The organism is Dysgonomonas sp., assembly GCF_035323175.1.
Classification (GTDB): Bacteria; Bacteroidota; Bacteroidia; order Bacteroidales; family Dysgonomonadaceae; genus Dysgonomonas.
Genome location: NZ_DAOKYH010000011.1, coordinates 94,454 through 117,156, shown reverse-complemented (window position 1 = coordinate 117,156; position 22,703 = coordinate 94,454). Strand labels below are relative to the sequence as shown.

General features: G+C 38.6%; 10 protein-coding genes. 8 read left to right on the top strand and 2 right to left on the bottom strand.

Annotated elements, in window-relative coordinates; all coding sequences use genetic code 11:
- Positions 1–12: 12 nt before the first annotated feature.
- The 8 genes from PKC55_RS13280 (at position 13) to PKC55_RS13245 (ending at position 19,835) form a co-directional block, all read left to right on the top strand.
- On the top strand, positions 13–3,192 hold the full coding sequence (locus PKC55_RS13280) for a SusC/RagA family TonB-linked outer membrane protein (RefSeq protein WP_291126667.1): 3,180 nt from the start codon (positions 13–15) through the stop codon (positions 3,190–3,192).
- A 21-nt stretch (positions 3,193–3,213) separates the two neighbouring features.
- Positions 3,214–4,992 (top strand): RagB/SusD family nutrient uptake outer membrane protein, encoded by a 1,779-nt coding sequence (locus PKC55_RS13275; RefSeq protein ID WP_283687096.1) that lies wholly within the window; start codon positions 3,214–3,216, stop codon positions 4,990–4,992.
- Positions 4,993–5,030: 38 nt separating this feature from the next.
- The gene (locus tag PKC55_RS13270) at positions 5,031–8,132 is read left to right on the top strand and encodes a SusC/RagA family TonB-linked outer membrane protein (RefSeq protein WP_283687057.1); all 3,102 of its coding nucleotides are present in this window, start codon (positions 5,031–5,033) and stop codon (positions 8,130–8,132) included.
- A 186-nt stretch (positions 8,133–8,318) separates the two neighbouring features.
- Positions 8,319–10,601: a GH92 family glycosyl hydrolase gene (locus PKC55_RS13265; RefSeq protein WP_291126664.1), complete on the top strand. Its 2,283-nt coding sequence runs from the start codon at positions 8,319–8,321 to the stop codon at positions 10,599–10,601.
- A gap of 19 nt (positions 10,602–10,620) precedes the next feature.
- On the top strand, positions 10,621–13,560 hold the full coding sequence (locus PKC55_RS13260; protein WP_291126662.1) for a discoidin domain-containing protein: 2,940 nt from the start codon (positions 10,621–10,623) through the stop codon (positions 13,558–13,560).
- Positions 13,561–13,565: 5 nt separating this feature from the next.
- A complete protein-coding gene (locus PKC55_RS13255) occupies positions 13,566–15,719 on the top strand; it encodes a GH92 family glycosyl hydrolase (protein ID WP_291126660.1) in 2,154 nt (717 codons plus the stop codon).
- Between the two features lie 295 nt (positions 15,720–16,014).
- Positions 16,015–17,160 (top strand): beta-1,2-mannosidase, encoded by a 1,146-nt coding sequence (locus PKC55_RS13250; RefSeq protein ID WP_291126658.1) that lies wholly within the window; start codon positions 16,015–16,017, stop codon positions 17,158–17,160.
- An 11-nt stretch (positions 17,161–17,171) separates the two neighbouring features.
- On the top strand, positions 17,172–19,835 hold the full coding sequence (locus PKC55_RS13245; protein WP_414647295.1) for an alpha-L-rhamnosidase: 2,664 nt from the start codon (positions 17,172–17,174) through the stop codon (positions 19,833–19,835).
- Between the two features lie 141 nt (positions 19,836–19,976).
- On the opposite strand, the gene PKC55_RS13240 is transcribed toward PKC55_RS13245, so the two are convergent.
- Together PKC55_RS13240 and PKC55_RS13235 are read right to left on the bottom strand one after the other, a co-directional pair.
- Positions 19,977–20,465, bottom strand: a complete 489-nt coding sequence (locus tag PKC55_RS13240; protein ID WP_283687062.1) for a DUF4625 domain-containing protein — start codon at positions 20,463–20,465, stop codon at positions 19,977–19,979.
- Entirely contained in the window at positions 20,462–22,621 is a 2,160-nt protein-coding gene (locus tag PKC55_RS13235) for a TonB-dependent receptor (RefSeq protein ID WP_291126656.1), read from the bottom strand. Before PKC55_RS13235 ends, PKC55_RS13240 begins: the two co-directional genes overlap by 4 nt.
- Positions 22,622–22,703: the final 82 nt, after the last annotated feature.

The following is a 22,703-nucleotide window of genomic DNA, read 5'->3' as shown; positions in this document are numbered from 1 at the left end:
AAACAAGAATTTATGTATAATTCAATATATAAAAAAGTAAGCAGGAGTTGCTTTCTGCTTATGGTAGTATTGTTGTTTTGCGGATATGAGGCTGTTTATGCCCAAGAGCCTGTGGCAGCGAATACCGGTACTTCAGGTTTTTCGGGCGTCGTAGTAGATTTATATGGGAAACCTGTGTCAGGCGTAGAAGTATCAGTTAAATCTAGTGTTGGAAAGGCAACTAGCGATGAAACCGGAACATTCACTATCAATGCCGGTACAGGTACTACGCTTATCCTTACACATCCGGCTTATCTGGTGAAAGAAATTAAAATTTCTAAGGATATGCCAAAAGATAAGGTACTAAAAATAGGCATGGAAGAAAAGAAATTGAAAAATCCTGAAAATTTGGATATTCCTTACGGAAAGACAGTTTCTAAACAAAGTTATCTGGGTGCAGCTTCTACTATATATACAGATGAGATAACACCTACATTATCCGCTAATATTTTAGGGGCATTAGCCGGAAGGCTTCCGGGATTGTATGTTTCTCAAACCAGAGGATATCGGAATACGTTTACCGATCCGAGTGTAATAACAAACAATTTCATAGGAGCTTTGGCTGATGATTCCAAAGTCGGATACAATGATAATACACAATACAGTTTTATTATGCGAGGAGCAAATTCTCCAGTTGTCATAGTAGATGGATTTCAGAGCGAATTATTTAATCTCGATATGGAGAGTGTCGAATCAGTATCTATACAGAAAGATGCTTTATCATCTATGTTTTTAGGAGGACGAAGTTCGCGTGGAGTATTATATGTGACAACGAAGAAACCAGTGGGTGATGGGTTTAAAATTTCATTTACGGGCAGATATGGTGTTCAGGAGCCGATAAAAACACTAAAACCCCTTCCATCTTACCAATGGGCATATCTGTTGAACGAAGCCCTTGTGAATGATGGAAAGAAAGGGCTTTACTTGGCAAGTGATATAGAATCTTTCCGTAATGGAAGCAATCCAACAGCATATCCAAACGTAAATTGGAACGACCAGATATTAAAGAGTAGTTCGAATATACAATCCTATAATCTGAATGCTACCGGAGGAAATAAAACAGCTCAGTATTTTGTCAGCTTAGGGTATTTTGGTGAGGATGGGTTACTTCGTGAAGATTCTAAAAACAGTTACAATACCAATCTTTCGTACGAACGTTATATGGTGACTTCCAAAATCAATGTGAATGTCTTGAATAACCTGAAAATGAGTGCTACCATAATAGGGCGTATAGAAGAAGGAAATCAGCCCGGAGCCGGATTGAGCAGCATAATGAATGATGTATACAGTCTTCCCGGTGGAGTTTACCCGATCTATAACCCGAACGGATCTTATGGCGGTAACAATAACTATCAGAATAATCTGATGGCGAAAACCATAAGTTCAGGTTATATAAAAGATATGATGCGTGACGGATATGGTAATATTGTCATTGATCACGATATGTCTTGGCTTGCTGAAGGCTTATCGGCTACAGCCGTTGGAAATGTTTCTTCTCAAAGCCGTAGTGCTTTGTTTCGTAACAAGCAAGAACCGGTTTATCAATATATTCCATATTCCGACGGATCTGGAGGTGATTATGAACGTTTTGGTTCTATTGCAACTCAGAAAAATGACTTTGTAGGAGTATCTAATTTTCAACATTTTTTCGGTCAGGTTGCTCTCAATTATAAAAAAAAGATAAATACAGTGCACTCTATAGAGGGTAATGTATCAGCCGATATAAAACAAGTATTGGATAATTATCAATTACCCGAAGTACCTGCTAATATCAATGGTGAATTTAAATATAATTATGGAGATAAATATTTTGCTCAGGCAGCAATATCACAGAGTTACCTCAACAGGTATGCGCCGGGTAAAAGATGGGGTACTTTCTATGCCTTTGGCCTAGGCTGGGATATTAGCAAGGAAACATTTATGGAATCTGTTGAATGGGTTAATAAACTAAAGCTACGTGGAGTATTCGGTGAAACCGGAAACAGTATAGGCCGTAGTAATTATTATACATGGAGGCAACAATATGACACTGACATAAATGCAGTAGCAAGTGCTTCTTATCCTCAAGGATCGAGCTATACTTCATGGTATTCAGATCCGGCACTTGGGCTTATCGAAACCAATAATAGTTTGGCTAATCCGAATCTGACATGGGAAAGAGCCTATAAATTGAATCTGGGGCTGGATGCCAGCTTGTTTAATAACAAATTGCAGATTACGGGTGACTTTTATAGTGATAAGTATTTTGATTTATTGATGACTAGAGGAAAAAGTATTGAGCTGATAGGTTTGAACTATCCTAGCGAAAATATAGGAAAAGTCCGTTATCAGGGTGTCGATTTGTCTGTAACTTATCAGAATAACATCGGTGACTTCAATTATTATGTCACCGGAAATTGGAGTATTACTCAGTCCAAGATCCTATTTATAGACGAACAAAATGTTCCTTACGATTATATGCGCAGAACAGGCAATTCAGTGGGTACACGTTACGGACTTATTTCCGAGGGCTTTTTCCAAACACGTGAGGACGTAGCGAATAGCCCTGTCATATCGGGGTATAAGATCGTTCCCGGCGACTTGAAATATAAAGACATGAATGGAGACGGAGAAATCAATGAATATGATCAGACTGTGATTGGCGGTAATAAACCTTTATCTTTTTTCGGATTGAATCTGGGATTCGAATATAAAGGATTTGAACTATCGGCTTTGTTTCAAGGTGCTTATAATCGCGAGATATATTTCCCGGACGCAGGATGGGAATATGCTACAGGCTTCATTGCTTGGGGTAATACCTATAGTCAGGCATATGAGCATACTCTGAGACGCTGGACTCCCGAAACGGCAGAAACAGCTCTTTTCCCAAGACTTTCTACCAGCCCTAATTATAATGTAGCTCCAAGTGGTATGAGTAATTCATTCTGGCTGAAGTCGGGAAATTATATACGATTAAAAAATCTGAATGTAGCCTACACTTTTCCTGATTCATTTTCGAGAAACTATCTGGGGGGAGTAAAAGTCAAAATCTTTGTCAGTGGACAAAATCTATGGACAAAATCGGCTTTCGGGTTGGTTGATCCTGAAGTTATCGACTTTAGAAGCTACCCTGCATTACGTGGCTTCAATACAGGAATTAATATTAAATTCTAATATTTTCTAAAAATGAAAGACATGAATATACGGATCAAAAACAAATTATATATTGTGCTGATAGGTCTATCGCTCACATTGTGGTCATGTAACGATTATGAGGATGTTCCTGTGGAAAAACTCACTCTCGAATATGTATTTTCTTCTACTGACTCATTGGGTGTAAATGCGAAGAAATACTTAAATGACGTTTATAGTGTTTTACGCTATGGTCACAATGCCATTGAGGGTGACTATCTTGATGCTGCATCCGATGATGCTATTACGTCATCTTTTTCCGAAAATCAGATATACCAGTTGCAAATAGGGCGTTACTCGGCTTTTACTCGTCTTGCTGATATGGGATGGGCTAATTATTACAGAGGTATTCGTCGGGCAAATACATTTATCAACAATATAGATGTAGTACCTTTCCTACAAACGTATAATAACCATGTAGCAACAAATGTACCATTAAACAGAGCACTGAAAGCGGAAGCACGTTTTCTAAAAGCTTATTATTACTTCGAACTTGTAAAACGCTATGGCGGTGTGCCTTTAGTTGGTGATATCCCATACGAATTAGGAGAACCGATGGAGTTGCCGAGAAATACCTTTGATGAGTGCATCGAGTATATTGTGAGCGAACTGGATAATGTTAAGGATAGTCTGCGTTCAGTTCCTATCGCCAATATCGGTGCAGATGGTCATGTGGTAACAGCAGGAGCAGCTATGGCTCTCAAGGCAAGAGTGCTGTTGTATGCGGCTAGTCCATTATTTAATGAATCTCCCGTTCAGGCTGCTAATCCATACGTTGGTTATGATACATATGATCCGGCTCGTTGGGCTAGAGCTGCTGAGGCTGCAGAAGATTTTATTAACGATTGGGGGCCTTCAGGACGTTATGGCGGATATGGGTTGATGGATAATTTTAAAGATGTGTTCCTTAATTATTATGGGCCGGTAACAAACGAAGTCATCTTCCATGTGCAAGGTGCGCTTGATAAGCGAGATGTGGAGCTGAATAACGGACCTGTAGGATTTTCAAGCAATGCTAAAGGAAACGGACGTACCAGTCCTACTCAAAATCTGGTAGATGCTTTCCCAATGAAAGATGGAAAACCAATAGGGCAAAGTACTAAATATGTTTATTCTGAGCAGTGGATGTATGACAATCGTGACCCTCGCCTCGATTATACAGTATTGCATAATGGCTCTCAGTGGCTGAGTACAACATTGCATACATATATCGGAGGGCGAAGTAATCCGACTGGATCTACCGATGCTACAACTAAAACGAGTTATTATCTGCGTAAATTTATGGGAAACTACGAGGATAAAACAGAATATACAGGGCTTCTTCGCAACTGGGTATTATTCCGTTATGCCGAAATACTTCTCAATTATGCTGAAGCTAAGAATGAATATGACCTTGCATCTTCAAAAATAACAGTCGATGCCAAAGTAATCGAATACATAAGGAGTATAAGAAAAAGAGCCGGTATTGATGGCGATGATAGCACTTATGGTATATCCGACAATATAACATGTTTGGAGATGAGAGAAATTATTCGCAACGAAAGAAGAATTGAAATGGCATTTGAAGAACAGCGCTTTTATGACATTCGCCGTTGGAAAATAGCTGAAGATATATTTAATCAACCTCTCAAAGGATTGGCTTTGGTGATGAAGGCAGGAAATATACTGACAGAACATATCGATGTTCTTGATGCTAAATTCGATCCGAAAAGATATTTATATCCGATACCATATAGCGAAGTAAACAAAAACAGTAATATGGTTCAAAACCCGGGCTGGTAACAAAGCCGTGTTTATCAATTCTTAATACATAAATTGATATGAAAAGACTGACTTTATTATTTATAAGTATACAAATCTTTGCTTTTGCTTTTGGTCAACAACAGTTCCAATTGAAAGGTAAAGTATCATCAACAGACGGGGAGCTTTTGACAGGTGTTAGTGTTACTGTTGATGGAACAACAAATGGTACGATGACCGATGTAGACGGTAATTATATATTAACCGTGAAATCAGGTGATCAGGTATCGTTCTCTTTTATCGGATTCGCAAAACGAGTAGTTAAGATAACGAATCAAAAGGTCGTTGATATCGTACTCGAATCAGATCAGAAAACTTTGGACGAAGTAGTGGTCGTTGGTTATGGTAAAGTAAAGAAAATTACGCTCACCGGATCGGTTAGTGCCGTGTCGGCTGACGAAATACGTGCCGTGCCAACATCGAGTGTGCAAAATGCTTTGACGGGTAAGTTACCCGGCTTCTTTTCTCAGCAACGTTCCGGACAGCCGGGGAAAGATGCATCTGACTTTTTTATCAGAGGAGCCAGCTCATTAAACTCGGATGGAAACCGTCCGTTGATTATTGTGGATGATGTGCAATATACATACGATCAGCTACAACAGATCAATGTAAATGAGATAGAGAGTATTTCTGTTCTGAAAGATGCTTCTACTACAGCAATCTACGGTATCAAAGGAGCTAATGGCGTTTTGGTTGTCAAAACCCGTCGGGGCGAAGAAGGACGTCCGCATATAAATGTACGAGCAGAGGGTGGATTAACCATGCCTATTCGTAAACCTAAATTTTTGAACGCATATCAGGCAGCATCATTGACGAATGAAGCTTTCGAAAACGATGGGCTGGGAAATAGTAAGCCTTTTACAGATGCTGATCTTGAACATTTCAGATTGGGAGATGATCCATACGGGCATCCGGATGTAGATTGGTATAAAACAATTTTCAAAGATATTGCAACACAGCAAAATGTGAACATGGATATTTCGGGAGGTTCAAAAAGATTACGATACTTTGTCACAGGAGGTTTCTTTTCTCAAAACGGTTTAACCCGTAATTTTAAAGATCCGAAAGAAGAAGTTAACACTGATTATTTTTATCGTAGGTTTAACTTTCGAAGCAACCTTGACTTCGATGTTACTTCTACAACAAAAGTACGGTTAGATATGTCGTCACGGTTTATGAATATTAACGAGCCGAATAGTTTGAATGCGGTAGGCGAAATCTATAATTTCCGCAAAATGACTCCGTTCTCAGCTCCTTTTATGAATCCGAATGGAACGTATGCTTATCATAATTACTTCTTGACCGACAGTAAAGATCCTACATTGAATGCACGTCTGGCAAATGAAGGTTATACTCGAACAAGACGTTTCGACTCAAATATACTGTTTGATGTTTCACAAAATCTTAATTTCATAACCAAAGGTCTTTCGGCAATGGCACGTGTGGCATATTCGAGTATAGATGAAAATTATAGGGCTATGAGAAGGGATAGTAAGATGTATCCTACCTACCACTATAACAGTGCGACGGACACATATACGATCAATCCGACTGCCAATTCGTATGCTTATGAAAATTATATACTCAATGCCGGAACAAATAAAGCCATCAGGAATTTGAATATACAGGCCTTTCTCAATTATGAGCGTACTTTCAATGAAGATCATACCATTAAAGGAATGTTATTATACAATAGAGAAAGTAGCACTACAGACAAAAATGGGCTTACTGCCGCTGAAGTACCCGCAAAGTTTCAGGGATATACAGGACAGATCAATTATAATTATAAGAATCGGTATATGTTCGACTTTAATACGGCCTATAACGGAACCGACCGTTTTGGACAAAACAATCGTTTCGGCTTTTTCCCTGCTGTTGCTTTGGGGTGGAATATTGGAGAAGAACCTTTTTTCCAGAAAAGATTTAACGATAAAATTGATATGTTGAAGATAAGAACTTCTTACGGACTTGTTGGATCTGATATAACTCCCGGTAACCGTTACTTATACAAGCAAGTATATGAGTCGGGATATGGGTATTCTTTTGGCGAAACTCCGGTTGGAGTCGCCTCATATAGAGAAGGTTCTTTAGGGAATGAATATGTAACATGGGAAAAAGCTCGCAAATTTGATGTAGGTATAGATGCCAGTATGTTCCGTAACAAATTATCATTTACAATAGATTATTTTTACGATTACCGTTACGACCAGTTAGTAGAAAGAAGTGACGTTTCATTGCTTCTAGGTATAGGTTTGCCCCGTACAAATGTAGGTGAAACTACAAATCATGGTTTTGATGGACAAATATCTTACAATGATAAGTTTGGAGATTTTAATTTCTCTACCAACTTTGTGTTCTCTTATGCGAAGAATAAGGTAAAATATAAAGCTGAGGCTCAGCAGAGATATTCATGGCTGTCAGAGACCGGTAAGCCTATCGGACAACCATTCGGCTATACTTGGGTAGGATATTATACACCGGACGATATCTCAGAAATCAATGCAGGCAATCCGAATAAGATTCCGGTACCGAATATACCTGTATCGACCGGAGACCTTAAATATGCAGACTTGAATGATGATGGCATCATCGACGACTTCGACAAGGGGGCTATTGGCAAGCCTAATCTACCTACTACGACATTGGGTTGGACTATAGGCGGATCATACAAAGGTTTTTCACTCAGTTTATTGTTTCAAGGGTCATTCGATTATAGTTTCAGTGTAGTCGGAACGGGTATTGAATCTTTCAAGAGCCAGTTTCAACCAATTCACGATAAACGCTGGACTGCCGAAAAATACGAGAATGAAGGAGATATCCAATTCCCTCGTTTAACAACCAATCTTTCTACTATTAGTAGTAGTGAGGCGTACATGTCTAATTTCTGGTTGGTAAATGCATGGTATATTCGTCTCAAAACAATCGATTTAGGTTATGAATTACCAAAAAGTGTATTACCTAAAGGAATACAAAGCACACGCTTTTATGTGAATGCGTATAATATGTTCACTAAAACAAATTATGATAAATATCAGCAAGACCCCGAAATACAAACAAACTCGGCCGGTGATGCTTATATGAATCAACGTGTTATCAATTTTGGTGTTTTGATGTCCTTTTAGGGATGGGTATAAAAAGAATCGCTTTTAGTATTAGCCGGGCTAAATAGTATCTTGATACTATAAGAAGCGAAGTTCTTGTCTCTCTTATTAATGGTTGGGAGTAGACTAAAAAGAATCTTCGCTTCTCTCGGTGCTAAAGAATAAATATTTAGTATTGATTAGTTTTACTTATAAATACAATATAATATGAAAGTACGAAAAGCCTTATTTGTTGCCGCTGCACTGTTGCAAACAATATATGCCGGAGCGCAATTAAAAGATTTAGTACAGTATGTGAATACACTACAGGGAACCGATTCTCATTTCGGTCTTAGTTATGGCAATACATATGCCACCACTGCTATGCCTTATGCGATGCATACATGGTCGGCGCAGACCGGAGCCAATGGAGAAGGATGGAAGTACCAGTATTCTGTAGATAAAATACGTGGATTCCAACAGGCGCATCAGTGCAGCCCGTGGGTAAGCGATTATGCGGTGTATTCATTTATGCCGATGGAAGGTGCATTGGAGGTGAATCAAGAAAAAAGAGCCTCGAAGTTTAGCCATAGTAATGAAATAGCCAAACCTCACTATTACAAAGTTACGTTGGATAATGGTATTACTACCGAGATGGCGCCAACCACACGAGGTGTACACCTCCGATTCTCATTTCCCGGAAACGGTGATGCTGCTTATCTTGTACTCGATGGTTATACCGATATGAGTGAGGTTAAGATAGATCCGCAAAAAAGACAGATAACCGGCTGGGTAAATAATCAACGTTTTGTAAATCATGCTGAGAATTTCCGTAGTTATTTTGTCGTTCAATTCGATAAGCCTTTCGAAGCTTATGGTACATGGGAAAATCAGAATGATAAGACATTTCCTGCGGAAATTTACCGCCAAGGAAAAGGATCAGGTGCATATCTAAAGTTCAAAAAAGGAGCAAGGGTGCAGGCGAAAGCAGCTTCGTCTTACATTAGTCAACAACAAGCTATACTTACATTAAATAGGGAATTAGGAAGCGATAAGAACCTTGAACAGACAAAAGCTAGAGGAGCGGAAACTTGGAACAAACTATTAAACAGAGTAATTGTTGAAGGAGGAACCGACGAACAGATCAAGACCTTTTATTCCTGTCTTTTCCGTGCAAACCTTTTTTCACGCAAATTTTACGAGCGTAATGAAAATAATGAGCCATACTATTACAGCCCTTACGATGGCAAGATATACAACGGCTATATGTATACCGACAATGGATTTTGGGATACTTTCCGCACACAATTCCCTCTGACCAATATCCTCCATCCTACCATGCAGGGGCAGTATATGAATGCTTTGCTTGATGCTCACGATCAATGTGGTTGGTTACCATCGTGGTCGCAGCCGGGAGAAACAGGAGGTATGATCGGCAATCATGCAATCTCGCTTCTTGCCGATGCATGGGCGAAAGGCATTCGTACTTTTGATCCTGATCGTGCACTAAAAGCTTATGCACATGAGGCAATGAATAAAGGCCCATGGGGAGGAGCTAACGGTCGCATTTTTTGGAAAGAATATTTTCAGTTAGGATATGTGCCTTATCCGGAGTCGTCGGGATCTACTGCACAAACATTGGAGTATGCCTATGATGACTGGTGCGGATATGAATTGGCACGAATGACAGGAAATAAATTCTATATGGATGTTTTTGAAAGGCAAATGTACAACTATCGGAATGTCTTTGACCCTACAGTTGGTTTCATGAGAGGTAAAGATAAAGATGGCAAGTGGCAGGAACCGTTCGATCCTTTTGTGTGGGGCGGCCCTTATTGCGAAGGGAATGCTTGGCATTATACTTGGTCTGTTTTTCACGATGTGCAGGGACTGATCGACTTATTTGGCGGTGCAGAAAATATGGTCTCAAAAATGGATTCGGTATTTACTGTGCCTAATATTATTAAACCCGGTACATACGGTGGCATTATCCACGAAATGAAAGAAATGGAACTTGCAGGCATGGGACAATATGCACAAGGCAATCAGCCTATTCAGCATATGATCTATATGTATTCATATGCAGGACAACCATGGAAAACCCAATACTGGGCTCGCCAAATTATGGATAGACTATATAATTCTACAGAAAAAGGTTATCCGGGCGATGAGGATCAAGGAGGTATGGCTTCGTGGTATGTACTGAGCGCACTTGGAGTCTATTCTGTTTGTCCCGGTACGGATGAATATGTATTGGGTAGTCCGCTATTCAAAAAAACTACAATTACGATGGAAGACGGAAAGAAGTTTGTAATAGAAGCAAATAATAACAGTAAAGATAATATATATGTCCAATCCGTTAAGCTCAATGGTAATCCTTTAAATAAGAATTACATTACTTACAAAGATATCGTAAGTGGAGGAACTATTGAATATACAATGGGAAGCCAGCCAAATAAAGGACGAGGTATTACAAAAGATGCTGCTCCATTTTCCCTGACTAAAAAGTAAACAGATATAAATTCAAATAATGAATAGAAATACGATAATATTAATTTTTGCTTGTTTTTTTATATTCGGTCAGCTTTTAAATGCTCAGGAGATTAAAATATCTCTTAATAGTGATGCGAATATTATTAATTGGAAGATTAAAGCAGAGGCTGAGGTTCAGGATCGCAAGCAAATGATGGTATTGGATTATGATGTCTCAAGTTGGGTCTCAGCAGTTGTTCCCGGAACTGTTTTTGGTTCGTATGTGGAAGCCGGTTTGGAGAAAGATCCGAATTTCGGAGATAATATCTACAAAGTGGATAAATCAAAATATGATAGAAATTTCTGGTATCGAGGCGAATTTGATACGCCCGTTTTGTCGGAAGGAGAACATCTGTGGTTCAATTTTGAAGGTATAAATAGAAAAGGTGAAATTTTTCTGAATGGGCATCGATTAGGTTTTCTCGATGGTTTTATGAACAGAGGAAAATTTGATATTACTGACTATTTGAATAAAAATGGAAAAAATGTGTTGGCCGTATTGGTACATTGGGTGGGTTTGCCTGTTCCTAATTATGCGAGTCCAACTTATATTTCCAGTGCCAGTTGGGATTGGATGCCTTATGTCCCGGGATTGCTCAGTGGTATCACTGATGATGTATTTCTAACAAGTTCGGGTGCAGTTACTATCGTAGATCCTTGGGTTAGATCTAAAGTTCCGAACAATGATAAGGCCTTTTTGAAATTACAGATTGAATTAAGTAATCATACGACAACAGAATGTAAAGGGCTGTTGAAAGCAGTAATTCAGCCGGGCAATATTGAATTTTCGAAAGAAATAGTTCTTGGTGCAGGTCAACAGAAACCATTTATATTCGACGCTAAGGATTTTAAACAATTAGAAATTATTAACCCTAAATTATGGTGGCCTAATGGATATGGGGAACCAAACCTGTATACATGTAATTTGACATATAGCATAAACGGAAGAGTGTCAGACAGCAAAAATATAACGTTCGGAATTAAAGAATACAGCTATGAGAAAGTAGACGATGTTTTTCGTATAAAAATAAATGGAGAACCGGTCTATATAAAAGGAGGAAACTGGGGTATGAGCGAATACATGTTACGTTGTCGTGGAGAAGAGTATGATATGAAAGTAAAACTTCATCAGGAGATGAATTATAATATGATCCGTAATTGGATAGGATCGGTAACCGATGAAGAGTTTTATGACGCATGTGATAAGTACGGCATCATGGTCTGGGATGATTTTTGGCTAAACTCTCATCCCAATCTTCCGGACGATGTACAGACGTTTAATAATAATGCAATAGAGAAAATCAAACGTTTGCGAAACCATCCTTCTATTGCTGTATGGTGTGGCGATAATGAAGGAACACCACTTCCTCCGCTGAATGAATGGTTGGCGGGGAATGTGGAATATTATGATGGTGGTGATCGCTGGTATCAGCCTATTTCCAATAATGATGGATTATCCGGTAGCGGGCCATGGGCAAATGCTCATCCAAGTTGGTATTTTACTAAATATCCTATGATGTTTGGATTTAAAGGAAAACCGAGCTGGGGTTTCCGTACAGAGATAGGTACGGCGGTTTTTACTACATTCGAAAGCTTCAAGAAATTTATCCCTAAAGAATACTGGTGGCCTCGTAACGAAATGTGGGATTTGCACTTCTTTGGACCTAAAGCTGCTAATGCTGCTCCTGATAAGTATTTTAATACTGTAGCTGAAAATTACGGAACGCCTAAGGGTATAGAAGACTTTTGTCGTAAAGCCCAATTACTCAATTTGGAATCTAACAAAGCGATGTATGAAGGATGGCAACATCATATGTGGAATGACGCTACAGGGATAATGACATGGATGAGCCAGTCTGCATATCCGTCTTTTGTCTGGCAAACCTATGACTATTACTACGATCTTACAGGAGCATATTGGGGCATTAAAAAAGCATGTGAATCTATTCATATACAATGGAGCTATGCCGATAATTCGGTAAAGGTTATAAATGCTACATTGAGCGATAAGAATAACCTTACCGCAAAGGCTACTATCTATAATATGGATGGGAAAGAGATGCCTAGATATACTCAAGTAAAGAAAATAGATGCGAAAGCGAATCAGGCTACACCTTCTTTTTATATGGATTTCACGAATGATAATATGGCTTACAATAAGAATGTGGTTGCGTCTTCCGTTTCGTATGATGCCGGAGATGCGAGCTCTGTAGCTGATGGTAGTGACGGTAGCCGTTGGGCGAGTAATTATACAGATAATGAATGGATATATGTTGATTTAGGAGAACCAACAGAAGTGGGGAGTATTACATTGAAATGGGAGAATGCTCATGCAAAATCTTACAAAATTCAGGTATCAGACGATGCTTCTAATTGGAAAGATATATATGAAGACAATAATTCGAAAGGCGGAAATGAGGAGATCAAAATTAAACCTGTAGTGACCCGTTATGTAAAGGTATTGGGGTTAAAGCGTGCCACCGAATGGGGGTATTCTCTTTACGAGATTGAATTGTATGGCAAGAAGAGGGTAAAAACAGATCTTTCTCCGGTTCATTTTCTCAAATTGCAATTGACCGATGATGTTGGAAATATACTTTCTGATAATTTTTATTGGAGATCAAACGTCTTGGGAGATTATACAGCATTAAATAAATTGGGTAAAGCAAAATTGAATGTTGATTCACGCATAGAGACAAGAGGGAATAAAAAGGTTATAAAAGCTACCATAAAAAATATAGGCTCATCTGTCGCTTTTGCTATACATGTGCAACCGTACAGAACTTCTGACGGCGAACGTATTTTGCCTATTATAATGAATGATAATTATTTTACGCTGAGACAAGGGGAAAGTAAGAATCTGGAAATAGAATTTGAAGCTTCAATTCTACCTGAAAACAGCTATAAACTGGAAGTAATTCCATATAATAATAAATAAACTGTATGAAAAATAGATTGTTGCTCTTATCCTTCTTTCTTATTGTACCCTTTATTGTAAACTCTCAAACGACAGAAATAGATTATGCAAGCCGGGTGAACACCCTTATCGGAAACAAAGGTGTGGGGTTGGCATCCGGATATATGTATCCCGGCGCAACTTATCCTTTTGGAATGGTGCAGTTTACCCCAACTTACTTTTCTAAGCAATCTGGTTTTGTTATTAATCAATTAAGCGGTGGTGGATGTGAACATATGGGAAATTTCCCTACTTTTCCGGTGAAAGGAAAGTTACGAATGTCACCTGATGATATTATCAGCTATAGGATAAACCTATCAGAGGAAAAAGGACATGCCGGTTATTATCAAGCTAAGGTGCAGGATGATATTAAGGCCGAACTTTCTGTGACCGAGAGAACAGGAATGGCTCGTTATGAATACCCGACGAATGAAAGCTTCGGTACTGTTATAATCGGGGCAGGAGTGGCTGCTACAAATACAGAAAACGCAACAGTTGTAATTACGAGTGCCAATACTTGTGAAGGATATGCTGAAGGAGGTACTTTCTGTGGGTACCCTACACCTTATAAAGTTTATTTTGTTGCAGAATTCGATACGAATGCTATTGAGGTAGGAACATGGAAAGATGATAAAATAAGAGAAAAGTCTGTTTTTGCAGAAGGTAAGAACTCCGGAGTATTCTTCACTTTCGATGTGAGTAAGAATAAAGTAATACAATATAAAATAGGCGTTTCGTATGTATCGGTTGAGAATGCAAGAGGAAATCTGAGAGCTGAGAATTCAGCATGGAATTTTGATGTCATTAAAAATCAGGCCGAAATAAAATGGAATAAATATTTAGGTAAGATAGAGGTTGAGGGCACAAATCCCGAACGCATAACTCAGTTTTACACGCATCTATATAGAGCTCTTATTCATCCCAATGTATGTAGTGATACGAATGGAGAATATATGGGTGCTGATTTTAAGGTACATAAAAGTAAATCGAAGCATTATACATCTTTTAGCAACTGGGATACATACCGTACTCAGATACAGTTGCTTGCTATGCTTGACCCCGATGTGGCATCCGATGTTGTGATTTCTCACCAGTTGTTTGCCGAACAAACAGGTGGCGAAGGCTTTCCCCGTTGGGTGATGGCAAATGTGGAAACCGGTATCATGCAAGGAGACCCTACTCCTATACTAATTTCGAATGCTTGGGCTTTTGGTGCAAGGAATTATAACCCGAAGCCTATTTTTAAAATAATGCAGCATGGAGCAGAGGTTTCGCGCTCTATGTCTCAGAAGGTAGAAGTGCGTCCCGGGTTGAAACAATATCTTGATAAAGGATACTATAATGCTTCTGAACAACTGGAGTATACTTCTGCTGATTTTGCTATAGCCCGATTTGCTTTATATGCCTGTGGTGATGAATTTGCCAGTTGGCGGTATTTCCATTTTGCCCGTTCGTGGAAAAATCTATATAATCCTGCAACAGGGTGGTTGCAATCACGTAATGCAGATGGTTCGTGGAAATCACTAGGGGATGATTTCCGTGAGTCTACATATAAAAACTATTTTTGGATGGTTCCGTATAATCTTGGAGGATTAATAGAGCTGGTAGGAGGGAAAACGAATGCTGTAGTTCGTCTCGACGATTTGTTTAGACGATTGGATGCAGGCTATAATGACGATTGGTTTGCTTCGGGCAACGAACCGAGTTTTCATATTCCTTGGATATATAACTGGGCCGGACGCCCGGATAAAACACAGAAAGTAGTAAACCGTATTTTGAATGAACAATACTTCAATCAGGTAGATGGACTTCCCGGTAATGATGATTTGGGTACGATGGGGGCATGGTACGTTTTTGCATGTATAGGATTGTATCCTGAAATCCCAGGTGTTGGAGGCTTTTCAATTAATACACCCATTTTTAAATCGATAAGAGTACACCTTAAAAAAGGAGATTTATTGATAAAAGGAGGTTCAGAAAAAGAGATTTATATCCGTTCTTTGAACTTCGATGGTAAACCTTATGATAATACATGGATAAATTGGGATGATATATCTAACGGAGCCACACTTGAATATTCTACTTCGGATAAGCCCAATTTGCAATGGGGAACTAAGGTCGACGCTCCTTCGTTTCCATAGAGATTTGAGTAGTATATGGTGAAAAATAAGGTGACAGATAGTTTCCTGTTGAATAGATACGATCGTAACTTTATTTGTTTTTGTTTATCTATATAATACAGATAATAAGAGCTTTATATTTAAATAAAGTAACATTTAAAAATATGCTTTAAATCTGTCACTTTTGTCACCTTTTTTGGGATATCTATTTGATTATGATGCTTATATGTGATTTTTGATAGTGTCACTTTTTAAGCGTATGTAACTCTCATATTTTTGAATCATGCAAATAGAAAAATAATTAAAATATAAATCAATGAAAAACAGTATTTTTAAAGTAATTCTCTTTGTAACAGTGGTTACATTGATCTCTTGTAAAGAGAAAAAAGTTTCGGAAAAGGTTTCGGAGTTTCCAGATTGGGCATGGACTGATTTTCAGCGTCCTGAAGGTATTAATCCGATTATTTCACCTGATAGCACAACCCGTTTTTATTGTCCGATAACAAAAGACTCTGTTGATTGGGAATCGAATGATACCTTCAATCCCGCAGCAACTATCTACGATGGTAAAATAGTAGTACTTTACCGTGCAGAAGATAAGTCGGGGCAGGGTATAGGTGGACGTACATCCCGCTTAGGATATGCTTGGTCGGAAGATGGGCTTCATTTTCAACGAAAATCTATACCAGCATTCTACCCTGACAATGATAATCAAAAAGAGCTAGAGTGGCCCGGTGGTTGTGAAGATCCACGTTTGGCAATGACTGAAGATGGTATGTATGTTATGTTTTATACGCAATGGAATAGAAAACAAGCTCGTTTGGCGGTAGCTACTACCCGAGATTTACATACATGGGAGAAACATGGACCAGTATTTACAAAAGCTTATAATGGGAGATTTAAAGATGATTTTTCGAAATCAGCATCAGTTGTTACCAGACTAGTAGACGGAAAACAGGTCATCGCTAAAATTGATGGGAAATATTGGATGTACTGGGGTGAGAAATTTGTAAATGTAGCAACGTCAGAAGACCTGATAAACTGGACTCCTTTATTAACTGAAAGCGGAGATTTTCTGAAAGTAATAGAGCCTCGTAAAGGAAAGTTTGATAGCTCGCTTACCGAATGTGGCCCTCCGGCCGTAATGACAGACAAGGGAATCTTATTGCTATATAATGGTAAGAATGCAGACGGAATTGAAGGTGATACTTTGTATACTGCAAATTCTTATTGTGCAGGGCAAGCTTTATTTGATTCGAAAGATCCGACTAAGCTACTCGGGCAACTTGATAAGCCTTTCTATACTCCCCAAGCTGATTTTGAAAAAAGCGGACAGTATCCTGCCGGAACGGTGTTTATTGAAGGGTTAGTGTTTTATGGTAAAAAATGGTATTTATACTATGGATGTGCCGATTCGCGGGTGGCTGTAGCTGTATATGATCCCGAAAAGAAAAAAGAATAAATACTTAAATCATGGGAAAACCATACTATTATATTTTTTTGATAATTATATCGATGCTTATACACCCGATCTGTAATGCCCGCTCCTTGATCGGTATTACAGACCTAAGGTGTGAGAATCTGATAAATCCGAATGCTATAGATAATGTAAATCCTCATTTTAGTTGGAAGATAGTATATTCCAAAGGACAAATGCAACAACGGTTTTATGAAATACAAGTAGCATCGGACAGTATTGCTCTTTTGAATAATAAAGCTGATTTGTGGAATCAGGGAAAAGTGCGTTCTTCCTCGTCGGTAATGGTCTCTTATAATGGAAGTCCTTTATCATCTAGGTTGTTATGTTATTGGCGAGTTCGTATATGGAATGATAAAGGTGAAGCTTCAGATTGGAGCGATATTGCACGGTTTGGAATCGGAATAGTGGGTAATGATAAAATGCAAGGCAGCTATATCGGCTTGCCTGTGGGTGCAGGAAACACACACACACCTTTGTTAAGGAAAAAGTTTAGGATTGAGAATACAGGAACTTCATTTTTACATATCAACTCATTAGGCTATCACGAGCTATATATCAATGGCAAGAAAGTGAGTGATGATGTTCTTTCTCCCGCAGTTTCGCAATTGAACAAGAGATCATTAATTGTAACATACGATGTAAGTAGTTATCTGAAGAATGGAGAGAACGAATTAGTTATCTGGCTTGGTAGTGGCTGGTATAAGAAAACAACATTCGGTACCGATCATGATGGTCCACTTGTAAAGGCTCAATTGGATATTTTACACAACAAAAATTGGAATACTATATTAACTACAGATTCTTCGTGGCTAGGGTCTGAGAGTGGATATATGGATACAGGCACATGGCAAGCCTTACAATTCAAAGGTGAACGTCTTGATCGTAAGCACACTCCGATTGATTTATCGTCAAGTACTCTTAATCGTATGACATGGTCTCGGGTAGAGGAAGTTGATCTGCCCCGACACAAGGCCTCGCCCGAAATGACTCAACCAAATAAGATACAAGAAATATTTATACCTAAAAATATAAAGCAATTGAGTGATAGTACATGGCTTGTGTATATGGGAAAACCTTTGAATGGTTGGTTTGAAATTCATTTTCCAAAATTACCTGAAGGACATGAAATTCTACTCGAATATACTGATTTTTTGGATAAGGATGGCAATTTTCTAGATCAGGGACAAAGTGATATTTATATCGCTGCCGGTGAGGGTAAAGAAGTGTTCAAAAATAAATTTAATCATCATGCTTTTCAGTATGTAAGAGTTTCGCATTTGAAGGAAAAACCTGTAAAAGAAGATATAAAGGCATATCTTATACATACCGACTATCGTGATAGGTCATCTTTTGAATGCTCCGATCCCGACCTGAATGCGATTCATAATATGATTAAATACACGATGCGTTGCCTTACTTTCTCTGGTTATATGGTGGATTGTCCCCATTTAGAGCGAGCCGGATATGGCGGGGACGGTAATTCGTCGTTGGAGACACTTCAAACAATGTATGATGTATCGCCTCTGTTTATGAACTGGCTGCAAGCTTGGGATGACTCTATGCGCGAAGGTGGAAGTCTGCCCCATGTTGCCCCTAATCCCGGAGCGGGTGGAGGTGGCCCGTATTGGTGTGGATTTTTTATCGTTGCACCGTGGAGAATTTACGTCAACTATAATGATTCCAGACTGATAGAGCAATATTACCCTGCGATGAAGGAATGGTTGAAATATGTAGAAAAATATACAGTCGATGGCCTACTGAAGCGTTGGCCGGATACACCTTACCGCGATTGGTTTTTAGGCGATTGGCTAGCTCCGATAGGTGTCGATTCGGGGTCGGAATTATCTATAAATCTCGTGAACAATTGTTTTGTAAGTGATTGCTTCGGTATAATGGAAAAAATAGCCACAGTGCTCAATAAACCTGATGAAGCAAAAGATTTTGCTCAGCGAAAAGTCATTTTAGATCAGCTACTGCATAAAACGTTTTTTGATGCTAATAAGAACATGTACTCTACAGGCTCACAGCTTGATATGTCGTATCCAATGCTTGTAGGAGTAACGCCTTCGGACGTTTATGATAAAGTGAAAGATCAACTATTCAGAGAAACAAAAGAGAAATACAATGATCATATAGCAGTCGGATTGGTGGGTGTTTCTATTCTTACCAGATGGGCTATAGAAAACAAATCGGCAGACTTTATGTATTCCATGTTGAAAAAGCGTGACTATCCGGGCTATCTGCAGATGATAGATAATGGAGCTTCTACTACATGGGAATACTGGAGCGGTGAGAGAAGCCGTATTCATAATTGCTATAACGCTATAGGTTCTTGGTTCTATCAGGCATTGGGGGGTATTCGTACTGATGAGAAAAATCCGGGCTATAAGCATGTATATATCGAACCTCAGATCCCTGAAGGTGTTACGTGGGCAAAAACATCCGTAAACTCACCGTATGGAAAAGTGTCGGTTGATTGGTCGCTGGAAGGTGTTGTGTTGAAAATGAATGTTACACTTCCGGTGGGATGCCGTGGAACAGTTATCGTACCAGCTAATGCTCATAAGAGTAAAGTAAATGGGCTTGCTTTGGAAAAATCAAAATCTTCTATTGAGATTGGAAATGGCGTGTCTGAACTAACCTTTTCTTTGATTTAGAATCTGAATTACAAATAAAATACTTGTTAAGTTATTGTATAAGAGTTTTCTTTGCTGTAAATAAAATTGTTGAGTTCAAAAGAAAACCTCAGTATAGTTTATTGATTTATACTGAGGTTTTACTTATAAAGGGGCTTTTATCTAGTGATCATGATCATGGTCACCATCTTCTCCGTCGTGACTTAATACAATATTACGTGCAACATACGATTCGTTCCCAGCGGCATCAGTACAATATACCATTAAGTGATAATTACCAGGGGTTGCATTTTCCGGTATGATTATTTCATGATGATGTATCTTGGCTGTTTTTTGTCCAGTTACACTCCATGTTTTCTGAAAAGCAAATGCGGTAGTACTGTCTTCGGCTTTTAATGATTTTGTATGGTTATGACCATCGAAGTTGTTATGTATCTCTACTTTATAAGAAGATAACATTTCATTGTCGGATAATTCCATGTCGAAATGAATATCTGATCCAATCTTTAATACAGCGCCTTCTGTCGGAGCCGTTAGATTGATCACAGGTGGAGTTGTATCTCCATCGTTATCATTACTACAAGATGTAAATGATATAGATGTTATTATACTAATAATTGATAGGAATAGGATTTTAATAATTGTTCTCATTTTAATTTACTTTTAAAAGGTATTTTAATTGATAATTGAAAGTTGCGTCCCGGTTCTGGAATCTCAACTTTTCTGTAAAAACTTAAGTGGTTATAATATTTAGTATTCAATAGATTTCGCATTGATAAACTGATATCTACCATTTTGTTATATATCGGAATGCTTATATTTCCTCCGAGATTAATTAAATTGGTTCCTGATGTTGGCCTTTCGTTCTTTGACACTCTATTCTGATTGGCAATGCTATACAGTTCGGCATGTATTTGGAATTGATTCTTTTTCCATGTTATTGTATTTCGCATAGATGCCGGTGGCGAGAAACTTAAAGGAGTATTCTCATCAAGGTTGTAAGTATATACGTACTCACCTGTGAAAGAATAATTCAGATGTGGGAACAAGTCTATACTGAAAGATATTTCCGTTCCTGCAAAAATAGCTTCAGCACCCGTATATCGATATATCTGTCCCGCATGAGGAAGTACAGACCACTCGCCTGTTGGTTTCAGAAAAATGTAATTGCTAAACCAGCTAAAGAACGGAGTGATGGAAAAAGCAATGCTCTTGTTTTCATATAAGTAAGATGCATCCAGCTGCCATCCTCTTTCTGAATTAAGCGATGGGTCTCCTTGCTCGTGTCTGAACGTACCATGATGTACTCCATTTGCTGCTAACTCATTTGTACCGGGAAGCCGAAAGCTGTGTCCTATATTCGCTTTTACAAGATGATAAATATTTGGATTCCATATAATACCGAGCGATCCAGAAAAGTCTCCAAAGTTGCGATTTACTGGATAGCTACGCCACTTATATTGCTTTATCAGTTCGTCCTCATATCCCATTTCTTGCAGATATGTTTCTAGGTAAGGATCATTATAAGCCGATATGTCAATATTCCCATGATCGTAGCGAATACCTCCACTAAAGCTAAGCTGCTGTGATGGTCGCCATGTAGCAAGACCAAATACTCCACTTGTAAATCTATTGTACTTGGGTAAGAGAAACGAATATCCAGATATACGGTTTTGTTGATATTGAATATCAAGCCCGACATTATATTCCCATGTGGCTGAGGCTATTGTTTTCAACTTGATAGAAGAACTATATGTATCCAGGGTGAAAACCAATTCCTGATCCGGATTTTTATCCGGAGGTGCTTGTGTTCCATAATGTGTATGAAATTTACTCCACTCTTCCCTGTGATTCTTCTGATATCCAACATCCCAATATCCAATGAGTTTATCCCATATATATTGCTGTCGCGATGTTATTTTCAAATGATTTACTTTGCTATATGGTAATTCAATATTACGATCATCCCCATCGTCCTGTACACGGGATATATCAGGTATGCCATGTGCTCCGGGAAAAAATCCTATTTTTTGATAGGCATTACTGATTGAATAATTCGAATAATACTTTCCGCTACGGTATTCGGTGTATGAACTTATATTACGCTCAATACCGGCTGTATTCTTCAACTTCCGATTATATATTGGTACTTTCTGAGTAAGATAAACAATGGTATCTGTCGGTATGCGATAATCTCCAAAACGCTGTTCGGAATATCGAAACTTTGTATACCATGCATTTTTTTTCAGACCTAATAATACAGAACCCCCGAATGTTTCATTTACACTTTTGCCTAGTACCATAGCTGCACCAAAAATCTGATTATCAAAGGGTGGGGGACCTTGTGTTATTTCTACAACGCCTCCCATTGCATCGCTCCCATAAAGGAGTGAGGATGGCCCTTTGCGGACAGTGACTCGTTCGATATTAAACGCGTCAATCTCTAAGCCGTGATCGCTTCCCCATTGTTGGCCTTCCTGTTTAATTCCATTTTCGGTTACAGAAATGCGATTGAATCCCATTCCCCTTATCATGGGTTTCGAAAATCCGGAACCAATATCCATAGAACGGACTCCCGGTATATGCTCTAGTGCTTGCATAAGATTGCCTGTAAAGTGACTTCTTAAAAAATCCTTTTCTGCTACTTCTATCGACAGAGCTGAATTAAGTTTACTCGATGTCTTATAAGATGTTGCAGTTATAGTAATACTTTCTAACTCTACCTGTTTGATAGAATCTGATTCTTGACTATACAAAGGCAATACAAATAGCAGCAAGAGCATAACCCGAATAATTCGGATATGCATATAGGTATTTGTTTTTATTTTATTAAAATAATTTACGAATAAAGTTGGGATAGAATTATCCCGGAGGAAAATATGTTTTTAA

Excerpts from the sequence above, each read along its gene's own strand:
- PKC55_RS13245 (WP_414647295.1), top strand. The coding sequence starts at position 17,172 with ATGGGAAAACCATACTATTATATTTTTTTGATAATTATATCGATGCTT.
- PKC55_RS13260 (WP_291126662.1), top strand. The coding sequence starts at position 10,621 with ATGAATAGAAATACGATAATATTAATTTTTGCTTGTTTTTTTATATTC.
- PKC55_RS13255 (WP_291126660.1), top strand. The coding sequence starts at position 13,566 with ATGAAAAATAGATTGTTGCTCTTATCCTTCTTTCTTATTGTACCCTTT.
- PKC55_RS13240 (WP_283687062.1), bottom strand. The coding sequence starts at position 20,465 with ATGAGAACAATTATTAAAATCCTATTCCTATCAATTATTAGTATAATA.
- PKC55_RS13275 (WP_283687096.1), top strand. The coding sequence starts at position 3,214 with ATGAATATACGGATCAAAAACAAATTATATATTGTGCTGATAGGTCTA.
- PKC55_RS13270 (WP_283687057.1), top strand. The coding sequence starts at position 5,031 with ATGAAAAGACTGACTTTATTATTTATAAGTATACAAATCTTTGCTTTT.
- PKC55_RS13250 (WP_291126658.1), top strand. The coding sequence starts at position 16,015 with ATGAAAAACAGTATTTTTAAAGTAATTCTCTTTGTAACAGTGGTTACA.
- PKC55_RS13235 (WP_291126656.1), bottom strand. The coding sequence starts at position 22,621 with ATGCATATCCGAATTATTCGGGTTATGCTCTTGCTGCTATTTGTATTG.
- PKC55_RS13265 (WP_291126664.1), top strand. The coding sequence starts at position 8,319 with ATGAAAGTACGAAAAGCCTTATTTGTTGCCGCTGCACTGTTGCAAACA.
- PKC55_RS13280 (WP_291126667.1), top strand. The coding sequence starts at position 13 with ATGTATAATTCAATATATAAAAAAGTAAGCAGGAGTTGCTTTCTGCTT.